Origin of the sequence: Brucella haematophila (genome assembly GCF_005938105.1) — a bacterium.
GTDB lineage: Bacteria > Pseudomonadota > Alphaproteobacteria > Rhizobiales > Rhizobiaceae > Brucella > Brucella haematophila.
On the sequence record NZ_VCPE01000025.1, the window covers coordinates 1 to 17,587 of the forward strand.

Below are 17,587 nucleotides of genomic sequence, written 5' to 3' on the forward strand. Positions count from 1 at the left end.
CGACAAGGCTTCCGACCATGCCGACCTTTTTAAGGGCTCTTACTAACACATAACAAAACCACTTCTAGTGGTTCAAGCGTAGCGTCCCAAACCTCCACCTCTGGTGGAGGTCATGACTTTGCGTCATTCCTTAAATATCTCCCGATTTTTATCAGGCATTAACCATAGGCGTTCATAATTGAGACTATTCTTATGAGCGGGGATCTCATCATGTTTGCGAAGTGGCGTGCTCTCAACCTGTCGGCGGTTGCTCTGGCGGGTTTCAGTGTTGCATCCGTTGCCTCGGCGGCCGATCTCGATGCCGTTGGTTACGAACCTGTCGTCGAAGCGCAGCCTGTGGAAGTCGGCTCTGGCTGGTATCTGCGCGGCGATCTTGGTTATAACATTTCTTCGAAAACCGGGCTTTCGGCCAGAGACCAGTTTGGAAACAGCGTTTCCGAGAGCTTCGATCTGGACAAGAATTTCGTGCCTTCGGTCGGTATAGGTTATCAGTTCACCGATTATCTGCGCGCCGACGTGACCGGCAGCTATTCCAAGCAGGATCTGGACGGCTTCCCGGCCGAAGCCCGCATCTGGGACATGATGGCCAATGCATATGTTGACCTCGGCAATTTCTCCGGCTTCACGCCTTATCTCGGCGGTGGTCTAGGCTTTGCCAACGTGCGCTACAGCTTCGACACGGGCGCCGGCGACTTCAAGTCCGACGATGATTATCGCTTTGCCTGGGCACTGATGGCAGGTGTCGGTATCGACGTTGCTTCCAACATCAAGCTCGATCTCGGCTACCGTTACGGTGTCATCAGCAGTGGCGATGTCGTCAGCGGCAACGGCATCACGATCAGCGACAAGGATATCAAGTCGCATCAGCTGCGCGCCGGTATTCGCTTCACGACCTGGTAATTTATGGTGTCAGAAGCTGACTGAAGACAGGGCCCCTCCGGGCCCTTTTTCCGTCCTTGCAAGACCGTTCTACCGTTGGCAGCCTCTTGCTTGATTTCAGGGCAAAATATTCCCGAAAAGCCATGTTGTGCAAAAATGCGCTTTCCGCTATTCCCATCAGTGGGCCACGTCTCCCCACCGAGACGCGTGCTATCTGAGAGGATAGAAACAACATGACGACGATTGCGAAGCCGGTAGTTCGCCCGGCTAACCCTAATTTTTCATCCGGTCCCTGTGCAAAACGTCCCGGCTGGTCGCTTAATGCGCTGGTCGATGCCGCTCTTGGCCGTTCGCATCGCGCGAAAATCGGCAAGACCAAGCTGAAGGACGCCATCGACCTTACCCGCGAAATCCTGCAGGTGCCTGCCGATTATCGTATCGGCATCGTTCCGGCATCCGATACCGGCGCTGTGGAAATGGCGCTGTGGTCCATGCTCGGCGCGCGTGGCGTCGATATGGTCGCGTGGGAAAGCTTCGGTGCGGGCTGGGTGACGGATGTGACCAAGCAGCTCAAGCTCGAAGATGTGCGCACTTTCACAGCGCCTTACGGCGAGATTGTCGATTTTTCGCAGGTCGATTTCGACCGCGATGTCGTCTTCACCTGGAACGGCACCACGTCTGGCGCGCGCGTTCCGAACGGCGATTTCATCCCGGCTGATCGCAAGGGTCTGACCTTCTGCGATGCAACCTCTGCAGCTTTCGCGCAGCGTCTGGATTTCACGAAGCTCGATGTCGTCACCTTCTCCTGGCAGAAGGTTCTGGGCGGCGAGGGCGCACATGGCATGCTGATCCTCAGCCCGCGTGCGGTCGAGCGTCTGGAGAGCTACAAGCCGGCATGGCCGCTGCCCAAGATTTTCCGCATGACTTCCGGCGGCAAGCTGATCGAAGGCATCTTCGTCGGTGAAACCATCAACACGCCATCCATGCTCTGCGTGGAAGACTATCTCGACGCGCTCAACTGGGCAAAGTCGATTGGTGGTCTTGACGGGCTTGTCGGACGTGCCGACAGCAACTTTGCCGTTCTGGATGCTTTCGTGGCCAAGACGCCATGGATCGCCAATCTGGCCGCCAAGCCGGAAAATCGTTCCAACACCTCCGTGTGCCTCACCATCGTTGATCCCGAAGTGACGGCGCTTCCTGCCGAAGCTCAGGCAGCTTTTGCCAAGGGCATCGTCACGGCGCTGGAAAAGGAAGGCGTCGCCTATGACATCGGCGCTTATCGTGATGCGCCTTCGGGTCTGCGTATCTGGGCTGGCGCCACGGTCGAAACCTCCGATCTGGAAGCACTGACCCATTGGCTCGACTGGGCTTTTGAAGCGCAGAAAGCTGCACTCAAGGCTGCTGCCTGAGGCGCGCTCTTGCTTAGGCCGTGGCTGGCCACCGGTTAGGCCACGGCTCGCATTCCCCAATATTTGCAGCATTTCGCATGAGCCAGAATGAGCCAAATGCGTTGCGCATCTGCAAGCTCATTGCTTGAAATGCTTGGTCAGGACATGTTCGAGCACATCCCGAAAAGTGTGAAACGGCTTTCGGACAAGATGTGCTCAAAACAAAAGGAGGCCCAAATGGCACCTCGCGTTCTCGTATCCGATAAGCTTTCACCCACTGCCGTCCAGATTTTCAAGGATCGCGGTGTTGAAGTCGATTACTTGCCCGATCTCGGCAAGGATAAGGAAAAGCTTCTCGAAGTCATCGGTCAGTATGATGGTCTGGCAATTCGTTCGGCCACCAAGGTTACGGAAAAGCTGATCGCTGCTGCCAAAAATCTCAAGGTTGTCGGTCGCGCCGGTATTGGCGTGGACAATGTCGATATCCCGGCTGCATCGCGTCGCGGTATCATCGTGATGAACACGCCGTTCGGCAATTCGATCACCACTGCAGAACATGCCATTGCGCTGATGTTCGCCGTGGCGCGTCAGTTGCCGGAAGCAGACGCCTCCACCCGCGCAGGCAAGTGGGAAAAGAACCGCTTCATGGGTGTGGAAATCACCGGCAAGACGCTCGGCGTCGTCGGTTGCGGCAATATCGGTTCAATTGTCGCCACACGCGGCATTGGCCTCAAGATGCATGTGGTTGCTTTCGATCCGTTCCTGTCCGAAGCACGCGCTCAGGAACTGGGCGTGGAGAAAGTGGATCTGGACGAGCTGCTCGCCCGCGCCGATTTCATCACGCTGCACACGCCGCTGACCGACAAGACCCGCAACCTCATCAATGCGGAAAGCCTTGACAGGACCAAGCCGGGCGTTCGTATCGTCAATTGTGCACGCGGCGGTTTGATCGTCGAAAAGGACCTCATCGCTGCGCTGAAATCGGGCCATGTGGCCGGTGCCGGTATCGACGTCTACGAAGTCGAGCCAGCGACGGAAAACGAACTTTTCTCCCTGCCGAATGTCGTCTGCACGCCGCATCTGGGTGCATCGACCTCGGAAGCGCAGGAAAATGTTGCGCTTCAGGTGGCCGAACAAATGTCGGACTATCTGGTCAAGGGCGCGGTTTCCAACGCCATCAACATGCCGTCGATCACGGCTGAAGAAGCGCCGCGTTTGCGCCCGTTTGTGAAGCTTGCGGAAGTTCTCGGCGCTTTTGTCGGTCAGGTGACCGACGAGCCGATCGAGGAAGTGGAAGTGCTGTTCGACGGCTCCACTTCCGGCATGAACACGCGCGCGCTTTTGAGTGCCGCTCTGGCCGGTCTCATTCGCCCGCAGGTTGCCGATGTCAACATGGTTTCGGCACCGATCATGGTGAAGGAACGCGGCATCATCGTTTCGGAAGTGAAGCGCGACAAGTCCGGCATTTTTGACGGCTATATCAAGCTGACCGTCCGCACGACGCTGCGCGAGCGCTCGATTGCGGGAACCTGCTTCTCGGACGGCAAGCCGCGCTTCATCCAGATCAAGGGAATCAACCTCGATGCCGAGGTTGGTCCGCACATGCTCTATGTCACGAATAAGGACGTTCCGGGCATGATCGGCCTGCTCGGCACGATCTGCGGCAAGCACAATATCAACATCGCAAATTTCTCGCTTGGACGCGACCATCCCGGTGGTGACGCCATTGCCATGCTCTATGTGGATGAACAGATTCCGCATGCAGCACTTGACGAACTGATAGCTCAGGAGGCAATCAAGGCGGCAACACCGCTTGAGTTCAACGTCGGAGAAGTTTGAAAACATGACTGAAGAGATGGCACAGCCGGAATGGCGGCGCATGCACGAGCAGGATATCGAGCGCGTGACTGTGGTAGCCAATGTGGTCCATCTCGACTTTTTCGAGGATGAGGCGGTCTTCCGGGACCGCTTCAAGCTCTACCCGGCGGGTTGTTTCGTCTATGCCCGTGACAATGACATTCTGGGCTATGGCATCAGCCATCCCTGGAAACTCGATACGGTTCCCGCGCTGAATTCCGTTCTCGGCGAATTGCCGGAAGATACCAGCACCTATTACATCCACGATATTGCGCTTTTGCCTGCTGCCCGCTCCGCAGGCGCTGCCACGCGCGTGCTTGAGCTGATGGCCGCCCAGGCCGAGACCGATGGCTTTTTCACCATGTCACTGGTGGCCGTGAATAATTCCGAAGGTTTTTGGGAAAAGAAGGGCTTCGTCTCCCGCGACCTGCCTGCACTGGAAGAAAAGCTGAAAAGCTATTCGGATGATGCCATCTATATGGTTCGCGCGGGATAGAGCACATCCCGAAAAGTGGGAACCGGTTTTCGGATTGGATGTGCGTGAGAAAAAACTCGCAGATATTCCGCTTCTGACGGTCTGCAAATGGCGTGATTTTTCGCTTCCGGTGCTCATGTCGTTCTCTTTTACGCATAGTCTTATCCGAAAAGTCTGCAACTTTTCGGGACTATGCATGGAAGTACATTCCGCTCCGGTTCTCAAATCCCACCATTTTCGCCTCGTCATAAACGGAAGCTCAAGCGACCTAAGCGCCTCTTCCGTCCACCGTGTTCTCAAAAATCGTGATTTTTTTGCACGAAAGAGTCGCGTAAGCGGGATTCAGTCTGTATAGAGACGAGGGATCAGCACCCCGCGAACCTTTCGGGGAAGCTTGCGATCCTTGGGCTATCAACGGCTGTAATGCCGACCGAGGAGTTTTCTTAAATGGCAAATGTGGTTGTCGTCGGGTCGCAATGGGGCGACGAGGGCAAGGGTAAGATCGTGGACTGGCTGTCCGAACGCGCCGATGTCATCGTGCGCTATCAGGGCGGTCATAATGCCGGTCATACGCTTGTTATCGATGGCGTCAGCTACAAGCTTTCGCTGCTGCCTTCCGGTCTGGTGCGCGGCAAGCTCAGCGTCATCGGCAATGGCGTCGTCGTTGATCCGCATCATTTCGTCTCTGAAGTCGCGAAGCTTCGCGCACAGGGCATCGAGATTTCTCCGGACGTTCTGCGCATTGCCGAAAATGCGCCGCTCATTCTGTCGATCCATCGTGACCTCGACGCCATGCGCGAAGGCTCCAATTCGGGCCTCAAGATTGGCACCACCAAGCGCGGCATCGGTCCTGCTTACGAAGACAAGGTCGGCCGTCGCGCCATCCGCGTCATCGATCTGGCCGAGCCGGAAACGCTGGAGCCCAAGGTTGAGCGCCTGCTGTCGCACCACAATCTGCTGCGTCGCGGCATGGGCCTCGAGGAAATCGCCGTTGAGACGATCCTCAAGGAACTGACCTCGGTTGCCGATGAGATTCTGCCTTATATTGATCAGGTCTGGCGCGTCCTCGATGAACGCCGCAAGGCTGGCGCCCGCATCCTGTTCGAAGGTGCGCAGGGCGCACTGCTCGACAACGACCACGGCACCTATCCGTTCGTGACCTCGTCGAACACGGTTGCCGGTCAGGCTGCTGCCGGTTCGGGTCTCGGCCCGACAGCGATCGGCTATGTGCTGGGCATCACCAAAGCCTACACGACCCGCGTTGGCGAGGGTCCGTTCCCGACGGAACTCCATGATGAAATCGGCGAATTCCTCGGCACCAAGGGCCATGAATTCGGCGTGGTGACGGGCCGCAAGCGCCGCTGCGGCTGGTTCGACGCCGTGATCGTGCGTCAGACGGTTCGTACCTCCGGCATTACCGGTATCGCACTGACCAAGCTTGATGTTCTCGATGGTCTGGACGAAATCAAGATCTGCGTTGCCTATGAACTCGATGGCAAGCGCATCGACTATCTGCCGTCCTCCATGGGCGCGCAGGCTCGCGTCAAGCCGATCTATGAAACGCTGCCGGGCTGGTCGGAAACGACCGCAGGTGCCCGTTCGTGGAACGATCTGCCAGCGCAGGCTGTCAAATATGTTCGCCATATCGAAGAACTGATCGGCGCTCCGGTGGCCATGCTGTCCACCAGCCCGGAACGCGAGGACACCATTCTCGTTACCGATCCGTTCCAGGATTGATCTTTTCAAGGTCGCGCTATTGATCAACCCGAAGCAGTTTTGCATAAACTGCTTCGGGTTTTCAGTTTTTAAGCGTTGCAGCGGTGTCCGGTGGTTCAGATTGGCCAGAAAATGCTCGAAGCTTTGTCAAATCTGCCGCTATTTCGCCTCATCGTTTTGAAAAGCTTCGCTTAATTACTGCCAGACACTTTGCTTTCCCTTGATTATTGTGATTATTGGGACATTTAATTGCATCCAGTGCTTGTGGTATCTGAACGGGCAATAAACCGGGTAAGACGGAATGGCGGATTTTGTAGCTGTACTGAAAAAGACGATCGATGCGCAGGCGGACAAATCGCCTGAATTGCGCCAGCGCGTTTACGCGAAGGCGCGCGCGACGATCGAGCAGAAGCTTGTGACGGCAAATGCCTCGCAGGCTGTGGCGGTACGCCAGCGCAATATTCTTGAAGATGCGATTGCAGAAGTCGAAGCCTTTTACGCGCCCGCCGCTGCTGCTGCCCCGGATCCGGTCAATGATGCGCTTGAGGATTTCCTGCAGGAAGCGAATCAGGGTGTAAGCGCGTCGCGTGCTCACCATGAAGACGATGACGCCAGCGCATTTTCCGCTACGCCAGCGGCAGAGCGCCAAACGCGCGCGTCCGAACATGATGAAGATGCGTCGTTCAGCGCGGAACGCAGCGGCGACTGGAAGATCGACCGCGCCAAGGAAAAGGCGCAAGCACGCCGCAGTGAGTATATCGAGCGCAGTGCCGTCAAGGAAAAGCGCTCCTATAAGGGCCTGATTGCCGGTCTCATCGCCGTACTCGTTCTGGGCGGCGCAGGTTATGGCGTCTGGGCCAACAAGGACAAGATTCAGGAACTCGCATCGAGCCTTGGCCGCAATGATGCGCCGTCGACCCCGACTGCGAGCGGCGGTGACAGCACTGCGACGCCACCTCCCACCGAGAGCCACGAAGCAGATAAAGAAACCACGCTGCCGGCTGAACATCAGACGCAGCAACCGGTTGGCGAGCAGAAGCTTACCCAGCGTTTGATGCCGGATGGCAGCGAGACGGACGAAGGTCCGGCTGGCGGCGCGGCAGGTCTCGGCGAAGGCAAGTCCACAGCAGCTTCGACATCCGCTGGTGCGCAGGCTGGCTCACAAGCTGGCACTCCGGCGACGCCGGGCGAACAGACGCCAGCTTCGCAGCAGGCTGTGGCTGTTGGCCAGCAGGCGCTGCTCTATGAAGAGCGCGGCAGCACGGAGTCCGGTTCCGTGGAAAAGGGCAACGTCGTCTGGTCGGTCATTCAGGAAAGCCCGGGTGACGGGCAGCCGGAAGAACCGGCGGTGCGCGGCATGGTGACGATGCCGACGAGCAATGTTCAGCTGAAAATGACCATCCGCAAGAATACGGATCAGTCTATTCCGGCCAGCCATCTGATCGAGATGGTGTTCACTGTTCCGGATGGTTTTTCCGGCGGCGCAATCGACAATGTCCAGCGCATCACCTTCAAGGATACGGAACAGGCGGCGGGCAACCCGCTGATCGCGGTTCCGTCCAAGATCGCGGATAATTTCTTTATCATCTGGCTCAACGATGCCCGCACGGCGCAGGATACCAACCTGTCGCTGATGCGCCGTCTGCAATGGATCGACATTCCGGTATCCTATCGCAATGGTCGCCGCGCGCTGATCAGCCTTGAAAAGGGTGTGCCGGGCGAGAAAGCCTTCACCGATGTTCTGGGCGCAAACTAAAGCGCTGACAGCAGAATGAAGAAAGGCCGCGTTGAGCGGCCTTTTTGTTTGTAGATGAAACGCATCCCGAAGCTCTTGTGATGCGAGCTGGAGCATTTCCAGCAAAAGTGCGTAGCGCCTACGCGGGGAAATCAGTCCACTGGACTGATTTCTGATCCCGCTTCGATGCGTAAAAACAAATAGATAGAGCGGTTCCACGATTCCGTTTTAACCGGAACCGCTCTAGAAAATATCGGCTTATTTCTTGTTCTTTTCCGTGAAATTCTTGATGGCTCCGGCAACTTCATTCTGTGCGGCTTCAGCCGTATCGAAGCCACCGAGTTCCACGGCCTTGCGGCCTTCCGGCAGCTGCTTGTAAACGCGGAAGAAGGCTTCCAGACGCTGCTGCTCTATCTTCGGCAGGTCGGCGATTTCCTTGATATTGTCGTAGGTCGGATCGATCTTCGAGGTCGGAACGGCCACGATCTTGTCGTCCTTTTCACCGCCGTCGATCATCTTCAGGACGCCAATCGGGCGAACCTTGATGATGGCGCCCGGTACGATCGGCTCGCGCGTGTAAACAAGCGCATCGAGCGGGTCGCCGTCGCCAGCCAGCGTGCTGGTGATCGAGCCGTAATTGGCCGGGTAGACGACCGGCATCGACTGATAGCGGTCGACAACGATATGGCCCGTTTTATCGTCGATTTCGTATTTGGTGAAGCTGCCCTGTGGGATTTCGATGGCCGTGAAGAATTCCTTCCCGTCCTGTTCCTTCTGCGGATAGTCGAGATAGGAAACATAGTCGGAAGCAGATGCGGCAGTGGCAGCGGTCAAGGCGAGGGCTGCGGCAAGCAGGAGCTTTTTCATAGGATGTCCTTTAGGCATCGGTGAAACACGCTTTTTGCCTAAAGGCCTTCCATTGCAGTTATTTGAAGCTTTTATTGCGGTTGGATGACGGTTCCGCGAGGAAGCGCCTGCGATATTCCGCAGGGCTGATGCCGACCTTCTGCCGGAAATGATGGCGCAGCGTGTAGGCACTGCCGAAGCCCACGGAAGCGGCGATATCGTCGATGTTGGCCGGGCTCTGGCAGAGCAGTTGCTTGGCCGTCGTCACCCGTTCGGCAACCAGCCAGTCGCCGGGTGTGGTCGCGGTCGCCTCCGCAAAACGCCGCAGAAAAGTGCGGGCGCTCATACGGCATTCGCTGGCCATCCGTTCGATGGTCCATTCCGAGGCGAGATTGCTCCTGATCCGGTCGAGGAGGGGGCTGATTTCGGTGCCTTCACGTTTGGCGACCGGTCTTTCCAGAAACTGCGCCTGTCCGCCCGTGCGATGGGCTGGCATGACCAGACGGCGGGCGACGGAATTGGCGGCCACAGGCCCAAAGTCCTGCCGCACGATTTCGATCAACAGGTCCATTCCGGCGGCACTTCCGGCCGAGGTCAAAATGCGGTCGTGCTCGCGATAGAGCGATGCATCATCGACTGCAATATTCGGGTGCCTGTCGCGCAGGGCTTGCGCATAGCGCCAATGGGTCGTGGCTTCACCTCCGTCAAGCAGACCCGTCGCAGCCAGTACGAATGCGCCGGAACAGATCGAAGCCAGCCGTGCACCCCGTTGATATGCGTGCCGCAGTCTTTCGCAGATCGCTTCGGGAACGGGAATATCCGCGCCTTTCCAACCGGGCACGATGATGATGTCGGCCTCGTCAATCAGTTCCGGCCCATGGTCAGGGGTGATGACAAAGCCGCCATGCGCGCGCAATGGGCCGTCCTCAATCGGGCAACTGGCAAAGCGATACCAGTCTGGCCCCATTTCCGGGCGCGGCAGGCCGAAGATTTCGGCGACGATGCCGAATTCGAACGTACAGAGGCCATCATAGAGAAGGGCGACGACCAGTGGGCCGGTGAGTTGTGGCTTCAGGTTTGGCATGATCTTTACGTATATTGTCAATCACGCCAATTGCAAGCGGGCAGTCGTTCGAGCGAAAAGAATGGCGAACACAATAGGAGATCGCCATGACCATAGCGATGAAGACTGCCGCCAAATCCGCCGTGACTGTCATAGAAGCCGCGCCAAGTGCTGTGGCACGGAAACATTTTGCAGCACAATTCGCCTTCGAGACGGATTGCTGGGATGTACACGATGCGCTTTCGAAGGGTGCCGATTTCGTGCTTCTCGATGTGCGCGGCCCGAACCTGTTTGCAAAAGGGCATATTCCGGGTGCCATCAACCTGCCGCATGGCAAGATCATCAGTTCGAAAATGGCGGAGTGGCCGCATGAAACGGTGTTTGTCACCTATTGCGCGGGGCCGCATTGCAATGGCGCGGCGCGTGGCGCTCTGCGGCTTGCCGACCTCGGCAGGCCGGTCAAGATCATGGCTGGCGGGATAACCGGCTGGGTCGATGAAGGTTTTGCGCTGGCAACGGCGGAGGCGGGGGAATAGCCGCGTTCAGAAACAAGTCTGCCGCAGGGCGCTTCACGCATCCTGCGGCAGAAAACAGTTCACATCGCTCTATTCTTTTGCATCAAAGCGCATCTTACCCGATCGAAGCAGGATTGGAAATCAGTCCAGTGGACTGATTTCCCTGCGGAGGCGCTTCACACTTTTCGGGATGCGCTTTTATGCGTGAGCGGGTTCGACGTGGTTCAGCGCCTTTTGCTGCTTGAATGCAGCAGCCTTGACGGCAGCCTGCACCTTTTCGAAGGCACGCACTTCGATCTGGCGCACGCGTTCGCGGCTGATGCCGAATTCACTGGAAAGATCTTCCAGCGTCATCGGATCGTCGGAAAGGCGGCGGGCTTCGAAGATACGACGCTCGCGATCATTCAGCGTGTCCATGGCCTGTTCAAGCATCGAGCGGCGGTTTTCCAGCTCGTCCTGTTCGATCAGAACCTGTTCCTGGCTGTTGCTGTCATCGACCAGCCAGTCCTGCCATTCGCCGGATTCACCTTCGCTTGCACGCAGCGGCGCATTGAGCGAGGCGTCACCCGACAGACGGCGGTTCATGGAAACCACTTCGTCTTCACTGACATTCAGCTTGGTCGCGATCTGCTTGACCTGATCCGGCTTGAGATCGCCATCGTCGAGCGCCTGAATCTTGCTCTTCATCTTGCGCAGATTGAAGAAAAGGCGCTTCTGGTTGGCAGTCGTGCCCATCTTCACAAGGCTCCACGAACGCAGGATATATTCCTGGATCGAAGCCTTGATCCACCACATGGCGTAGGTGGCAAGACGGAAGCCGCGTTCCGGCTCGAAGCGCTTGACGGCCTGCATCAGGCCGACATTGCCTTCGGAAATGACCTCGCCAATGGGCAGGCCATAGCCGCGATAGCCCATGGCAATCTTGGCCACGAGACGCAGATGGCTCGTCACCAGCTTGTGGGCGGCTTTCGGGTCGGCATGTTCATGATAACGCTTGGCCAGCATATATTCTTCTTGCGGCTCAAGCATGGGAAAACGGCGGATTTCTTCCAGGTAACGGGTAAGGCCACCGTCGCCGGACGTAATGCTGGGAAGATTCATCTGGGCCATAGAGCACCCTCCTTTATAGTTTCAGGTCCCCATTTGGCGAACCTGTCGCGGGGGCTGCCTCCTGCACTTCCCTCACGCGAGCCTCCATATATAGGCATGATTTTGGCGAAAACACGATCCTTTAACTCATGAAACAATCTGTCACTGCAATGTGAACGCTCATCCGCGCGAAAAGTTGCAGAAGCATCCTGTAAAGCGGGCTGGATTTGACTGTTCCTGATGATCCAGGCGCAGCGTTGACATCAACTGCACCCGGATTGGTATTGGTCCGGCCTTTCCCAATGCGCTTCCAGGTCCATGTTTACATGCACTGCGAAGCGAGGAAGAACCGGAAGACCTGACAGTATTATATGGAGTGCGCGCGGAAATTTTCCAGTAGGTGCTCCATATCTTCGGGCACCGGCGCTTCAAATCGCATCAATTCATCGGTTGCGGGATGCGTGAAGGCGAGAAGCCAGGCGTGAAGCGCCTGCCTGTGAAAACCGCGCACAGCTTCCTTCAGCGGTTCCGGCAGTTTGTTGGCCTTGGTTTTGTAGGCGCTGCCATAATCCATATCACCGACCAATGGGTGGCCGATATGGGCCATGTGCACGCGAATCTGGTGCGTGCGGCCGGTTTCAAGGCGGCACTCCACCAGAGAAGCCAGTGCCGTGGCATCCTCACGGGGGCCGAATTTTTCCACCGTCGCATAATGGGTGACGGCATGGCGCGCGTCTTCGCGCTCTTCATTGACCACGGCCTGCTTTGTGCGGTCGCGATGCGAGCGTCCGAGATGCGCGTCGATGACGCCTTGCGGGCGTTCGGTCATGCCCCAGACGAGGGCGAGATAGGCGCGCTCCAGATCGCCGGTGCGGCCATGGTCTGCAAATTGCTCGCTTAAATGCCGGTGGGAACGGTCGTTCTTGGCCACGACCATGACGCCGCTCGTATCCTTGTCGAGACGATGAACAATGCCCGGACGGCGGATTCCGCCTATGCCGGACAAGCTATCGCCACAATGATATATAAGGGCATTGACAAGCGTTCCCGTCCAGTTGCCGTTGCCGGGGTGAACGACAAGGCCAGCAGGCTTGTTGATCACGATGAGATCATCGTCCTCGAAAAGAATATCGAGGGGAATGTTCTCGCCTTGCGGTTCGGCAGGTTCAGGCTCGGGCAGCACGATGGCGATCTTCATGCCTTCGCGCAGCTTCTGCTTGGTTTCACGAGCAGGTTCACCGTCGATGGTCACATGACCGTCGGCAATCAGGGACTGAACGCGACTGCGGGAGAGTTCCGGCCCTAATGCTGCGGCCAGCCACTGGTCCAATCTTTTGCCCGCAGCATCAGTGTCGGCAATTAGTTCTTTCAATTGTCTCTTCCCTTCGTTATCACGCGCCACACGGGTGCATGAACCGGAGTCATTTAATGCAGGATCCACACTATCCGCGATACCAGAATCAGCAGGATTCAGGATATCAGGACTATCAGCAGGGCTATTATCAGGACGAACAACCGTCCGAGCCTGTGCTTGATCCGGCTATGGAACGTGTGCGCCGCAAGATGATCCGGCTTCTGGCTGTTTCCATCGGCGTCATGCTGATCGGTCTTATGGCCGTGCTCGCCGCCGTTGTCTACAAGATCAATCGCGCGCCCGAAACCCCTGCCACGCAGGAAGCACGTTCAGATATTCCAGGCCAGGCCGCAGCCCAGCCTGTGAAGCCGGAACCGCCGAAGCTGATCGAGTCGCAGATCAACCTCGTTCCCGGCACGCGCCTTCTGTCGCAAAGCCTGTCCGGCAATCAGCTTTCGCTGGAAACGCTGCTGCCCGATGGCGGCACCGAACTCATCATTTACGATTATCGCGAGTCCCGCGTGATTGGCCGCATCAAGCTCGGCAGCGTCGAGTAAGATCGGGGTGCGTTGCACACTTAAACAGGCGGCCAATGGCCGCCTTTTTATATTCCCGGATTGCGCTTTTCTGTAAGGGCGATTATATCAGCCAACAACAGACCCTGTGCGCCCATCGTCTAGCGGTTAGGACGGCGCCCTCTCACGGCGCAAACAGGGGTTCGATTCCCCTTGGGCGTACCAGTCACCTTCGACATATTTTCCCGATAGGCTTCAAACGGCAGCAATGGCAGCGGTTGCGGTACAGGTCCGTCTGAATTCGGATGTGTTCTGGCGGAGCTATCCTTTGCCGCGCAGTTCCTCGACGACCAGCAATATGACAGCCGGCAGAATGACCATCACGAAAAATGCCGTCAGCCCAACATTGAACCAGTACATGGAAGCCCTCCCAAACGCCCATATGCCCGATAATCGTCGTCCACATTAATTTGAATTTTGGGAGACTGATCAGCTGGCGGGTTTGACAGGGAAAAATATTGAACAGACTGAGGTGTTTCCTTTCTGAACAGAATAAAAACCCCGCCTGAAGCGGGGTCTATATCAGAAGGAATGTGGTTGTTTGTGATTATTTAGGGCATTGAGATTCGTCGACATACGTGATGCCCTTATCACCATCAACGATCAAACATTTATTGGTACCCTCTATGCAATAACAAGAGCCTCGTTGCTCTGCAGCTGCTCCCGACATTGATGCACCAGTTAGTACGGCCACATATAATGCCAAGCCAACAAAAGTTCTCATGTAAAAATCCTCCAAATAAGCCTCATGAATGATTTTGAAAATATTTTCGGCAGGCATTCCTCGCAATCACAATAGGTTCTCCGCCAAAAGCCACTGGTAACAAATATGGCGCTTGAGAGGTCCCCATTAGATCACTGGGGAGATCGGCATCATTCCAGTTGCGAAAATTTGCAACTGGCGACGTGAAGGTGCATAATCAGCTCATGAACGAACGATACAAAAAGCCCGATTACGAACAGGAACTGCGACAGGCCGGTGTGCGCATCACGCGCCCGCGCCGTATCATCCTGAACATTTTGACCGAAACGGAAGACCATCCCGATGCGTTGGAGATCTTCCGCAGGGCGGTCGAGATCGACAGCAGTATTTCCCTGTCGACCGTTTATCGCACCATGAAACTTCTGGAAGAGCTTGGCGCCATTCATCGTCATGCTTTTGCAGGCGGCCCGTCGCGCTTCGAACAGGCAAGCGGCGCGCATCACGACCATATCATCGATATGGATTCCGGCGATGTGGTCGAGTTTCGCTCCGACAAGATTGAAAAATTGCAGGAAGAGATCGCCCGGTCGCTTGGCTATGAGATCGTTCATCACCGTCTTGAACTTTATTGCAAAAAAATAAAATCCTGATGGAACTAATTTTCGGCGGTCGCGTTTTTGATCCATGAAGACCGTGACCCCGCCCCCCAACACGGTCTTCATAGTTCGCCCGAACTCCCCCAAAGGGTGGACGGCGTGAACGCCGCGCAAACGGTGAACCGTTGTGCCAGCAGGCGTTTCGCTCATTTTAATAAGCCGTCATGGTTCACCCATGGCGGCTTTTATTTGGCCGGATAGGAAGCTCAGGAATCAAATTGTTCGGCAGGTATGGTCAGCGAATAGACTGCGCCGGTGCCATCGATGCGATATTGCGCCTGTCCGTTGACCGAGGCGGGAACGATGCGTTGCAGAACGGCGCTGCCAAATCGCGGGTCGTGCTGGTAAACTTCGGGCATGGCCGGATTGGTTTCTTCCCAAAGAAAAACCAGTTTTTCTTCTTCGTTTTCGGCCCGGATGACATGTGCCGAAATCGCCACACGGCCGTAGGGTATGGAGAGCCCGCCAAACGACGTGGCATTGACCACTAGCTCGTGCAGCGCCAGGCCAACATGAAGTGCTGCACCGGGGAACAGATACGGATTGTCGCCTTCAAGGCTCAGGCGCTCATCGGTGACATCGATATATTTTTCGACCTGGGAATGGACGAGATCGCGGAAGAGCGCGCCACGCCAGTTGGAATCGGTCACCAGACCCTGCGAATAGGACAGTGACTGGATGCGCCCGCGAAATTTCAGCAGAAAATCATCGATCGTATCGGTGAAACGCGCCGTCTGGCTGGCAATGCTCTGCACGATGGCCAGCATGTTTTTGGAGCGATGGCTGACTTCGCGCAATAAGGTTTTCAGCACTTGTTCGCGGCGCTTCAGCTCGCTGATTTCCAGCGCTGTCGTCACCAGACCGAGCAGATTGCCGTCCGTATCGCGGTCACAATCGATATGAAGTTCCATCCAATGGAGCTTGTTGCCATCCATGACAGAGAGTTCGACATTTTGCGCGGTCATGGTTTCAAGCGCGATTTGCTTGGCCGCCTTCAACTTGGCGAGTGAGGTGGAAACGATGAAATCCTCATCAATGCCGCCGGCTTTCCAGCTCTTCTGCCAATAGGAGGGGAGATTTTCGCCCCAGGCATAGGCCAGATCGGGGCGTTGGTAGAGCACGCAGACATTGCTGTTACGAACGGCTCGAAGGAGCGCGCGCAGACGGGCTGCATCCGGTTCGGCTTCGCGTAATGGCAGGTCTGATGCGCTCATTATAGTCTCGATGACTGTCGATTGGCCCGGAAGGCGTGCTTTGACTGAAGGTCTATGCGGTGGGTCTCATTTCGCTCCAGAAAGCAAACCGCCGCGCAGTCTTGCGCGACGGTATGCGGTTGATCATATCGGTACGGCCGGTTTGCGGCCAGAAACAGACCAGTTTCGAGCTGGACCTTTCGTCGGTTCATCAAGCCTTGCGGATTGCCGAAGCGATCAGCGACACGACGAGAAGGGCGAGGAACACGAAGAACAAAATCTGAGCGATACCCGCCGATGCCCCGGCAATGCCGCCAAAGCCCAGCGCACCTGCGACCAGTGCCACGACGAGAAATACGAGCGCGTAGTAAAGCATATCCAATCTCCTCTTTTTTATATGAGGAATAAACGTCTTTGCTATGCATTCGGTTCCTGCCCAGCGTGTAAAAAGCAACATCTCAGGTTGAAGGCGGGTTTGCCTTTAGGTTGCAAGATGGGAAACAAAATCCGCTCCGGGGAGAGGGATTTCCCTACTCCCGGAGACGGTCAAATTCTCCAAACGTGTTGATTGCGGACCGATATCAGGCCGCGACTTGAGAGGCCTCTTCGAAAAACAGTGCCTGACTGATCAGTGCCTTCACCATGTCAGGATTGAACGGTTTGGTGACGAGGAAGGTCGGCTCGGGACGTTCGCCAGTGAGCAGGCGTTCCGGAAAGGCCGTGATGAAGATGACCGGGATCGTGTCGTCTTTCAGAATCTCGTTCACGGCATCAATGCCCGAGCTGCCATCGGCAAGCTGGATATCGGCCAGAACCATACGCGGCTTTTCTTTTTCATAAAGCGCAACCGCCTCGTCCTTGGTACGGGCGATGCCAACGACCTCGTGACCGAGGCTTTCGACCATTTGCTCGATATCCATGGCGATCAGCGGTTCATCCTCGATGATCATCAGGCGCGTTGCGACCTGACGCGAGATTTCCGTCGAGGCGGAGGAAAGAAGACGGCCCAGTTCGGCGTCGTCGACATTGAGCACCTCGGCGGCTTCCTTGTCATTGAAGCCTTCCACCGCCACCAGCAGGAATGCCTGACGCGGGAGGGGCGCGATATGCGCAAGATTGCGGTTTGCCTGCTTTTCCCAGCCGATCTCTGACGATTGTTCCGGAACGCGGATCGATGCGGTCTTATAAAGGTCGCTGAACAGGCGATAGAGCCCGATACGGTCCGACGATGTATCCGGGAAAATGCTCACATCCGCGATCAGGGCTTCGAGCGCCGCAGCCACATAGGCATCGCCGGAGGCCTGAGAACCGGTAAGGGCACGGGAGAAACGGCGAAGATAGGGAAGGTGCGGCGCGATACGCGTCGATAACGTCATGATAATGGAACTCCTCATGTGCCGCATTGTTTTACATTCGCATGAATCCGGTTGGAATAACCGGCTTGAACCAGCTTTTGGCCAAGCGCGATCATCGCGCAACCGGGCGCGGCATTACGGATCAAAACGACGCGGCTTGAAAAAAGTTCCGAACTATCGGCATAATT

General features: G+C 56.5%; 16 protein-coding genes and 1 tRNA gene. 10 read left to right on the forward strand and 7 right to left on the reverse strand.

Annotated features, from left to right (window positions below):
- The first annotated feature begins 210 nt into the window (after positions 1–210).
- The 6 genes from FGI60_RS24195 (at position 211) to FGI60_RS24220 (ending at position 8,071) form a co-directional block, all read left to right on the forward strand.
- Complete coding sequence (locus tag FGI60_RS24195; protein WP_138787320.1) at positions 211–900, forward strand: outer membrane protein; 690 nt, start codon at positions 211–213, stop codon at positions 898–900.
- A gap of 212 nt (positions 901–1,112) precedes the next feature.
- Positions 1,113–2,288 (forward strand): phosphoserine transaminase, encoded by a 1,176-nt coding sequence (locus FGI60_RS24200; protein WP_138787321.1) that lies wholly within the window; start codon positions 1,113–1,115, stop codon positions 2,286–2,288.
- A 216-nt stretch (positions 2,289–2,504) separates the two neighbouring features.
- The gene (gene serA / locus FGI60_RS24205) at positions 2,505–4,106 is read left to right on the forward strand and encodes a phosphoglycerate dehydrogenase (protein WP_138787322.1); all 1,602 of its coding nucleotides are present in this window, start codon (positions 2,505–2,507) and stop codon (positions 4,104–4,106) included.
- Between the two features lie 4 nt (positions 4,107–4,110).
- A complete protein-coding gene (locus tag FGI60_RS24210; protein ID WP_078339468.1) occupies positions 4,111–4,620 on the forward strand; it encodes a GNAT family N-acetyltransferase in 510 nt (169 codons plus the stop codon).
- Positions 4,621–5,046: 426 nt separating this feature from the next.
- Complete coding sequence (locus FGI60_RS24215) at positions 5,047–6,336, forward strand: adenylosuccinate synthase (protein WP_138787323.1); 1,290 nt, start codon at positions 5,047–5,049, stop codon at positions 6,334–6,336.
- A gap of 280 nt (positions 6,337–6,616) precedes the next feature.
- The gene (locus FGI60_RS24220; RefSeq protein ID WP_138787324.1) at positions 6,617–8,071 is read left to right on the forward strand and encodes a transcriptional regulator; all 1,455 of its coding nucleotides are present in this window, start codon (positions 6,617–6,619) and stop codon (positions 8,069–8,071) included.
- A gap of 237 nt (positions 8,072–8,308) precedes the next feature.
- Here FGI60_RS24220 and FGI60_RS24225 read toward each other — a convergent pair whose 3' ends face one another.
- Together FGI60_RS24225 and ftrA are read right to left on the reverse strand one after the other, a co-directional pair.
- Positions 8,309–8,917, reverse strand: coding sequence for an inorganic diphosphatase (locus FGI60_RS24225; RefSeq protein ID WP_138787325.1), 609 nt, complete (start codon positions 8,915–8,917; stop codon positions 8,309–8,311).
- A gap of 58 nt (positions 8,918–8,975) precedes the next feature.
- Positions 8,976–9,980, reverse strand: coding sequence for a transcriptional regulator FtrA (gene ftrA / locus FGI60_RS24230; RefSeq protein WP_138787326.1), 1,005 nt, complete (start codon positions 9,978–9,980; stop codon positions 8,976–8,978).
- Between the two features lie 86 nt (positions 9,981–10,066).
- Between ftrA and FGI60_RS24235 the strand changes: the two genes are divergently transcribed.
- Positions 10,067–10,495, forward strand: a complete 429-nt coding sequence (locus FGI60_RS24235; RefSeq protein ID WP_138787327.1) for a rhodanese-like domain-containing protein — start codon at positions 10,067–10,069, stop codon at positions 10,493–10,495.
- Positions 10,496–10,672: 177 nt separating this feature from the next.
- Here the strand turns inward: FGI60_RS24235 and rpoH are convergent, their stop codons facing one another.
- Positions 10,673–11,584, reverse strand: coding sequence for an RNA polymerase sigma factor RpoH (gene rpoH, locus FGI60_RS24240; RefSeq protein WP_138787328.1), 912 nt, complete (start codon positions 11,582–11,584; stop codon positions 10,673–10,675).
- 346 nt (positions 11,585–11,930) lie between these two features.
- Positions 11,931–12,965, reverse strand: coding sequence for an RluA family pseudouridine synthase (locus FGI60_RS24245; protein WP_374843754.1), 1,035 nt, complete (start codon positions 12,963–12,965; stop codon positions 11,931–11,933).
- A gap of 26 nt (positions 12,966–12,991) precedes the next feature.
- Between FGI60_RS24245 and FGI60_RS24250 the strand changes: the two genes are divergently transcribed.
- The 3 genes from FGI60_RS24250 to FGI60_RS24260 all read left to right on the forward strand — a co-directional run bounded on the left by FGI60_RS24250 (position 12,992) and on the right by FGI60_RS24260 (position 14,845).
- The gene (locus FGI60_RS24250; RefSeq protein ID WP_138787330.1) at positions 12,992–13,474 is read left to right on the forward strand and encodes a hypothetical protein; all 483 of its coding nucleotides are present in this window, start codon (positions 12,992–12,994) and stop codon (positions 13,472–13,474) included.
- A 108-nt stretch (positions 13,475–13,582) separates the two neighbouring features.
- Positions 13,583–13,657 (forward strand) — tRNA-Glu (locus FGI60_RS24255).
- A gap of 762 nt (positions 13,658–14,419) precedes the next feature.
- Positions 14,420–14,845, forward strand: a complete 426-nt coding sequence (locus FGI60_RS24260) for a Fur family transcriptional regulator (protein ID WP_138787331.1) — start codon at positions 14,420–14,422, stop codon at positions 14,843–14,845.
- 212 nt (positions 14,846–15,057) lie between these two features.
- Here the strand turns inward: FGI60_RS24260 and FGI60_RS24265 are convergent, their stop codons facing one another.
- From FGI60_RS24265 to FGI60_RS24275, 3 genes are all read right to left on the reverse strand, one after another.
- On the reverse strand, positions 15,058–16,065 hold the full coding sequence (locus tag FGI60_RS24265) for a sensor histidine kinase (protein ID WP_138787332.1): 1,008 nt from the start codon (positions 16,063–16,065) through the stop codon (positions 15,058–15,060).
- Positions 16,066–16,255: 190 nt separating this feature from the next.
- Positions 16,256–16,420: a DUF1328 domain-containing protein gene (locus FGI60_RS24270; RefSeq protein WP_007876538.1), complete on the reverse strand. Its 165-nt coding sequence runs from the start codon at positions 16,418–16,420 to the stop codon at positions 16,256–16,258.
- Between the two features lie 205 nt (positions 16,421–16,625).
- On the reverse strand, positions 16,626–17,420 hold the full coding sequence (locus tag FGI60_RS24275) for a response regulator (RefSeq protein ID WP_138787333.1): 795 nt from the start codon (positions 17,418–17,420) through the stop codon (positions 16,626–16,628).
- Positions 17,421–17,587: the final 167 nt, after the last annotated feature.

Bases quoted from the DNA above. Each gene is read 5' to 3' on its own strand.
- FGI60_RS24195 (WP_138787320.1), top strand. From the start codon at position 211: ATGTTTGCGAAGTGGCGTGCTCTCAACCTGTCGGCGGTTGCTCTGGCG.
- FGI60_RS24200 (WP_138787321.1), top strand. From the start codon at position 1,113: ATGACGACGATTGCGAAGCCGGTAGTTCGCCCGGCTAACCCTAATTTT.
- serA (WP_138787322.1), top strand. From the start codon at position 2,505: ATGGCACCTCGCGTTCTCGTATCCGATAAGCTTTCACCCACTGCCGTC.
- FGI60_RS24210 (WP_078339468.1), top strand. From the start codon at position 4,111: ATGACTGAAGAGATGGCACAGCCGGAATGGCGGCGCATGCACGAGCAG.
- FGI60_RS24215 (WP_138787323.1), top strand. From the start codon at position 5,047: ATGGCAAATGTGGTTGTCGTCGGGTCGCAATGGGGCGACGAGGGCAAG.
- FGI60_RS24220 (WP_138787324.1), top strand. From the start codon at position 6,617: ATGGCGGATTTTGTAGCTGTACTGAAAAAGACGATCGATGCGCAGGCG.
- FGI60_RS24225 (WP_138787325.1), bottom strand. From the start codon at position 8,917: ATGAAAAAGCTCCTGCTTGCCGCAGCCCTCGCCTTGACCGCTGCCACT.
- ftrA (WP_138787326.1), bottom strand. From the start codon at position 9,980: ATGCCAAACCTGAAGCCACAACTCACCGGCCCACTGGTCGTCGCCCTT.
- FGI60_RS24235 (WP_138787327.1), top strand. From the start codon at position 10,067: ATGACCATAGCGATGAAGACTGCCGCCAAATCCGCCGTGACTGTCATA.
- rpoH (WP_138787328.1), bottom strand. From the start codon at position 11,584: ATGGCCCAGATGAATCTTCCCAGCATTACGTCCGGCGACGGTGGCCTT.
- FGI60_RS24250 (WP_138787330.1), top strand. From the start codon at position 12,992: ATGCAGGATCCACACTATCCGCGATACCAGAATCAGCAGGATTCAGGA.
- FGI60_RS24260 (WP_138787331.1), top strand. From the start codon at position 14,420: ATGAACGAACGATACAAAAAGCCCGATTACGAACAGGAACTGCGACAG.
- FGI60_RS24265 (WP_138787332.1), bottom strand. From the start codon at position 16,065: ATGAGCGCATCAGACCTGCCATTACGCGAAGCCGAACCGGATGCAGCC.
- FGI60_RS24270 (WP_007876538.1), bottom strand. From the start codon at position 16,420: ATGCTTTACTACGCGCTCGTATTTCTCGTCGTGGCACTGGTCGCAGGT.
- FGI60_RS24275 (WP_138787333.1), bottom strand. From the start codon at position 17,420: ATGACGTTATCGACGCGTATCGCGCCGCACCTTCCCTATCTTCGCCGT.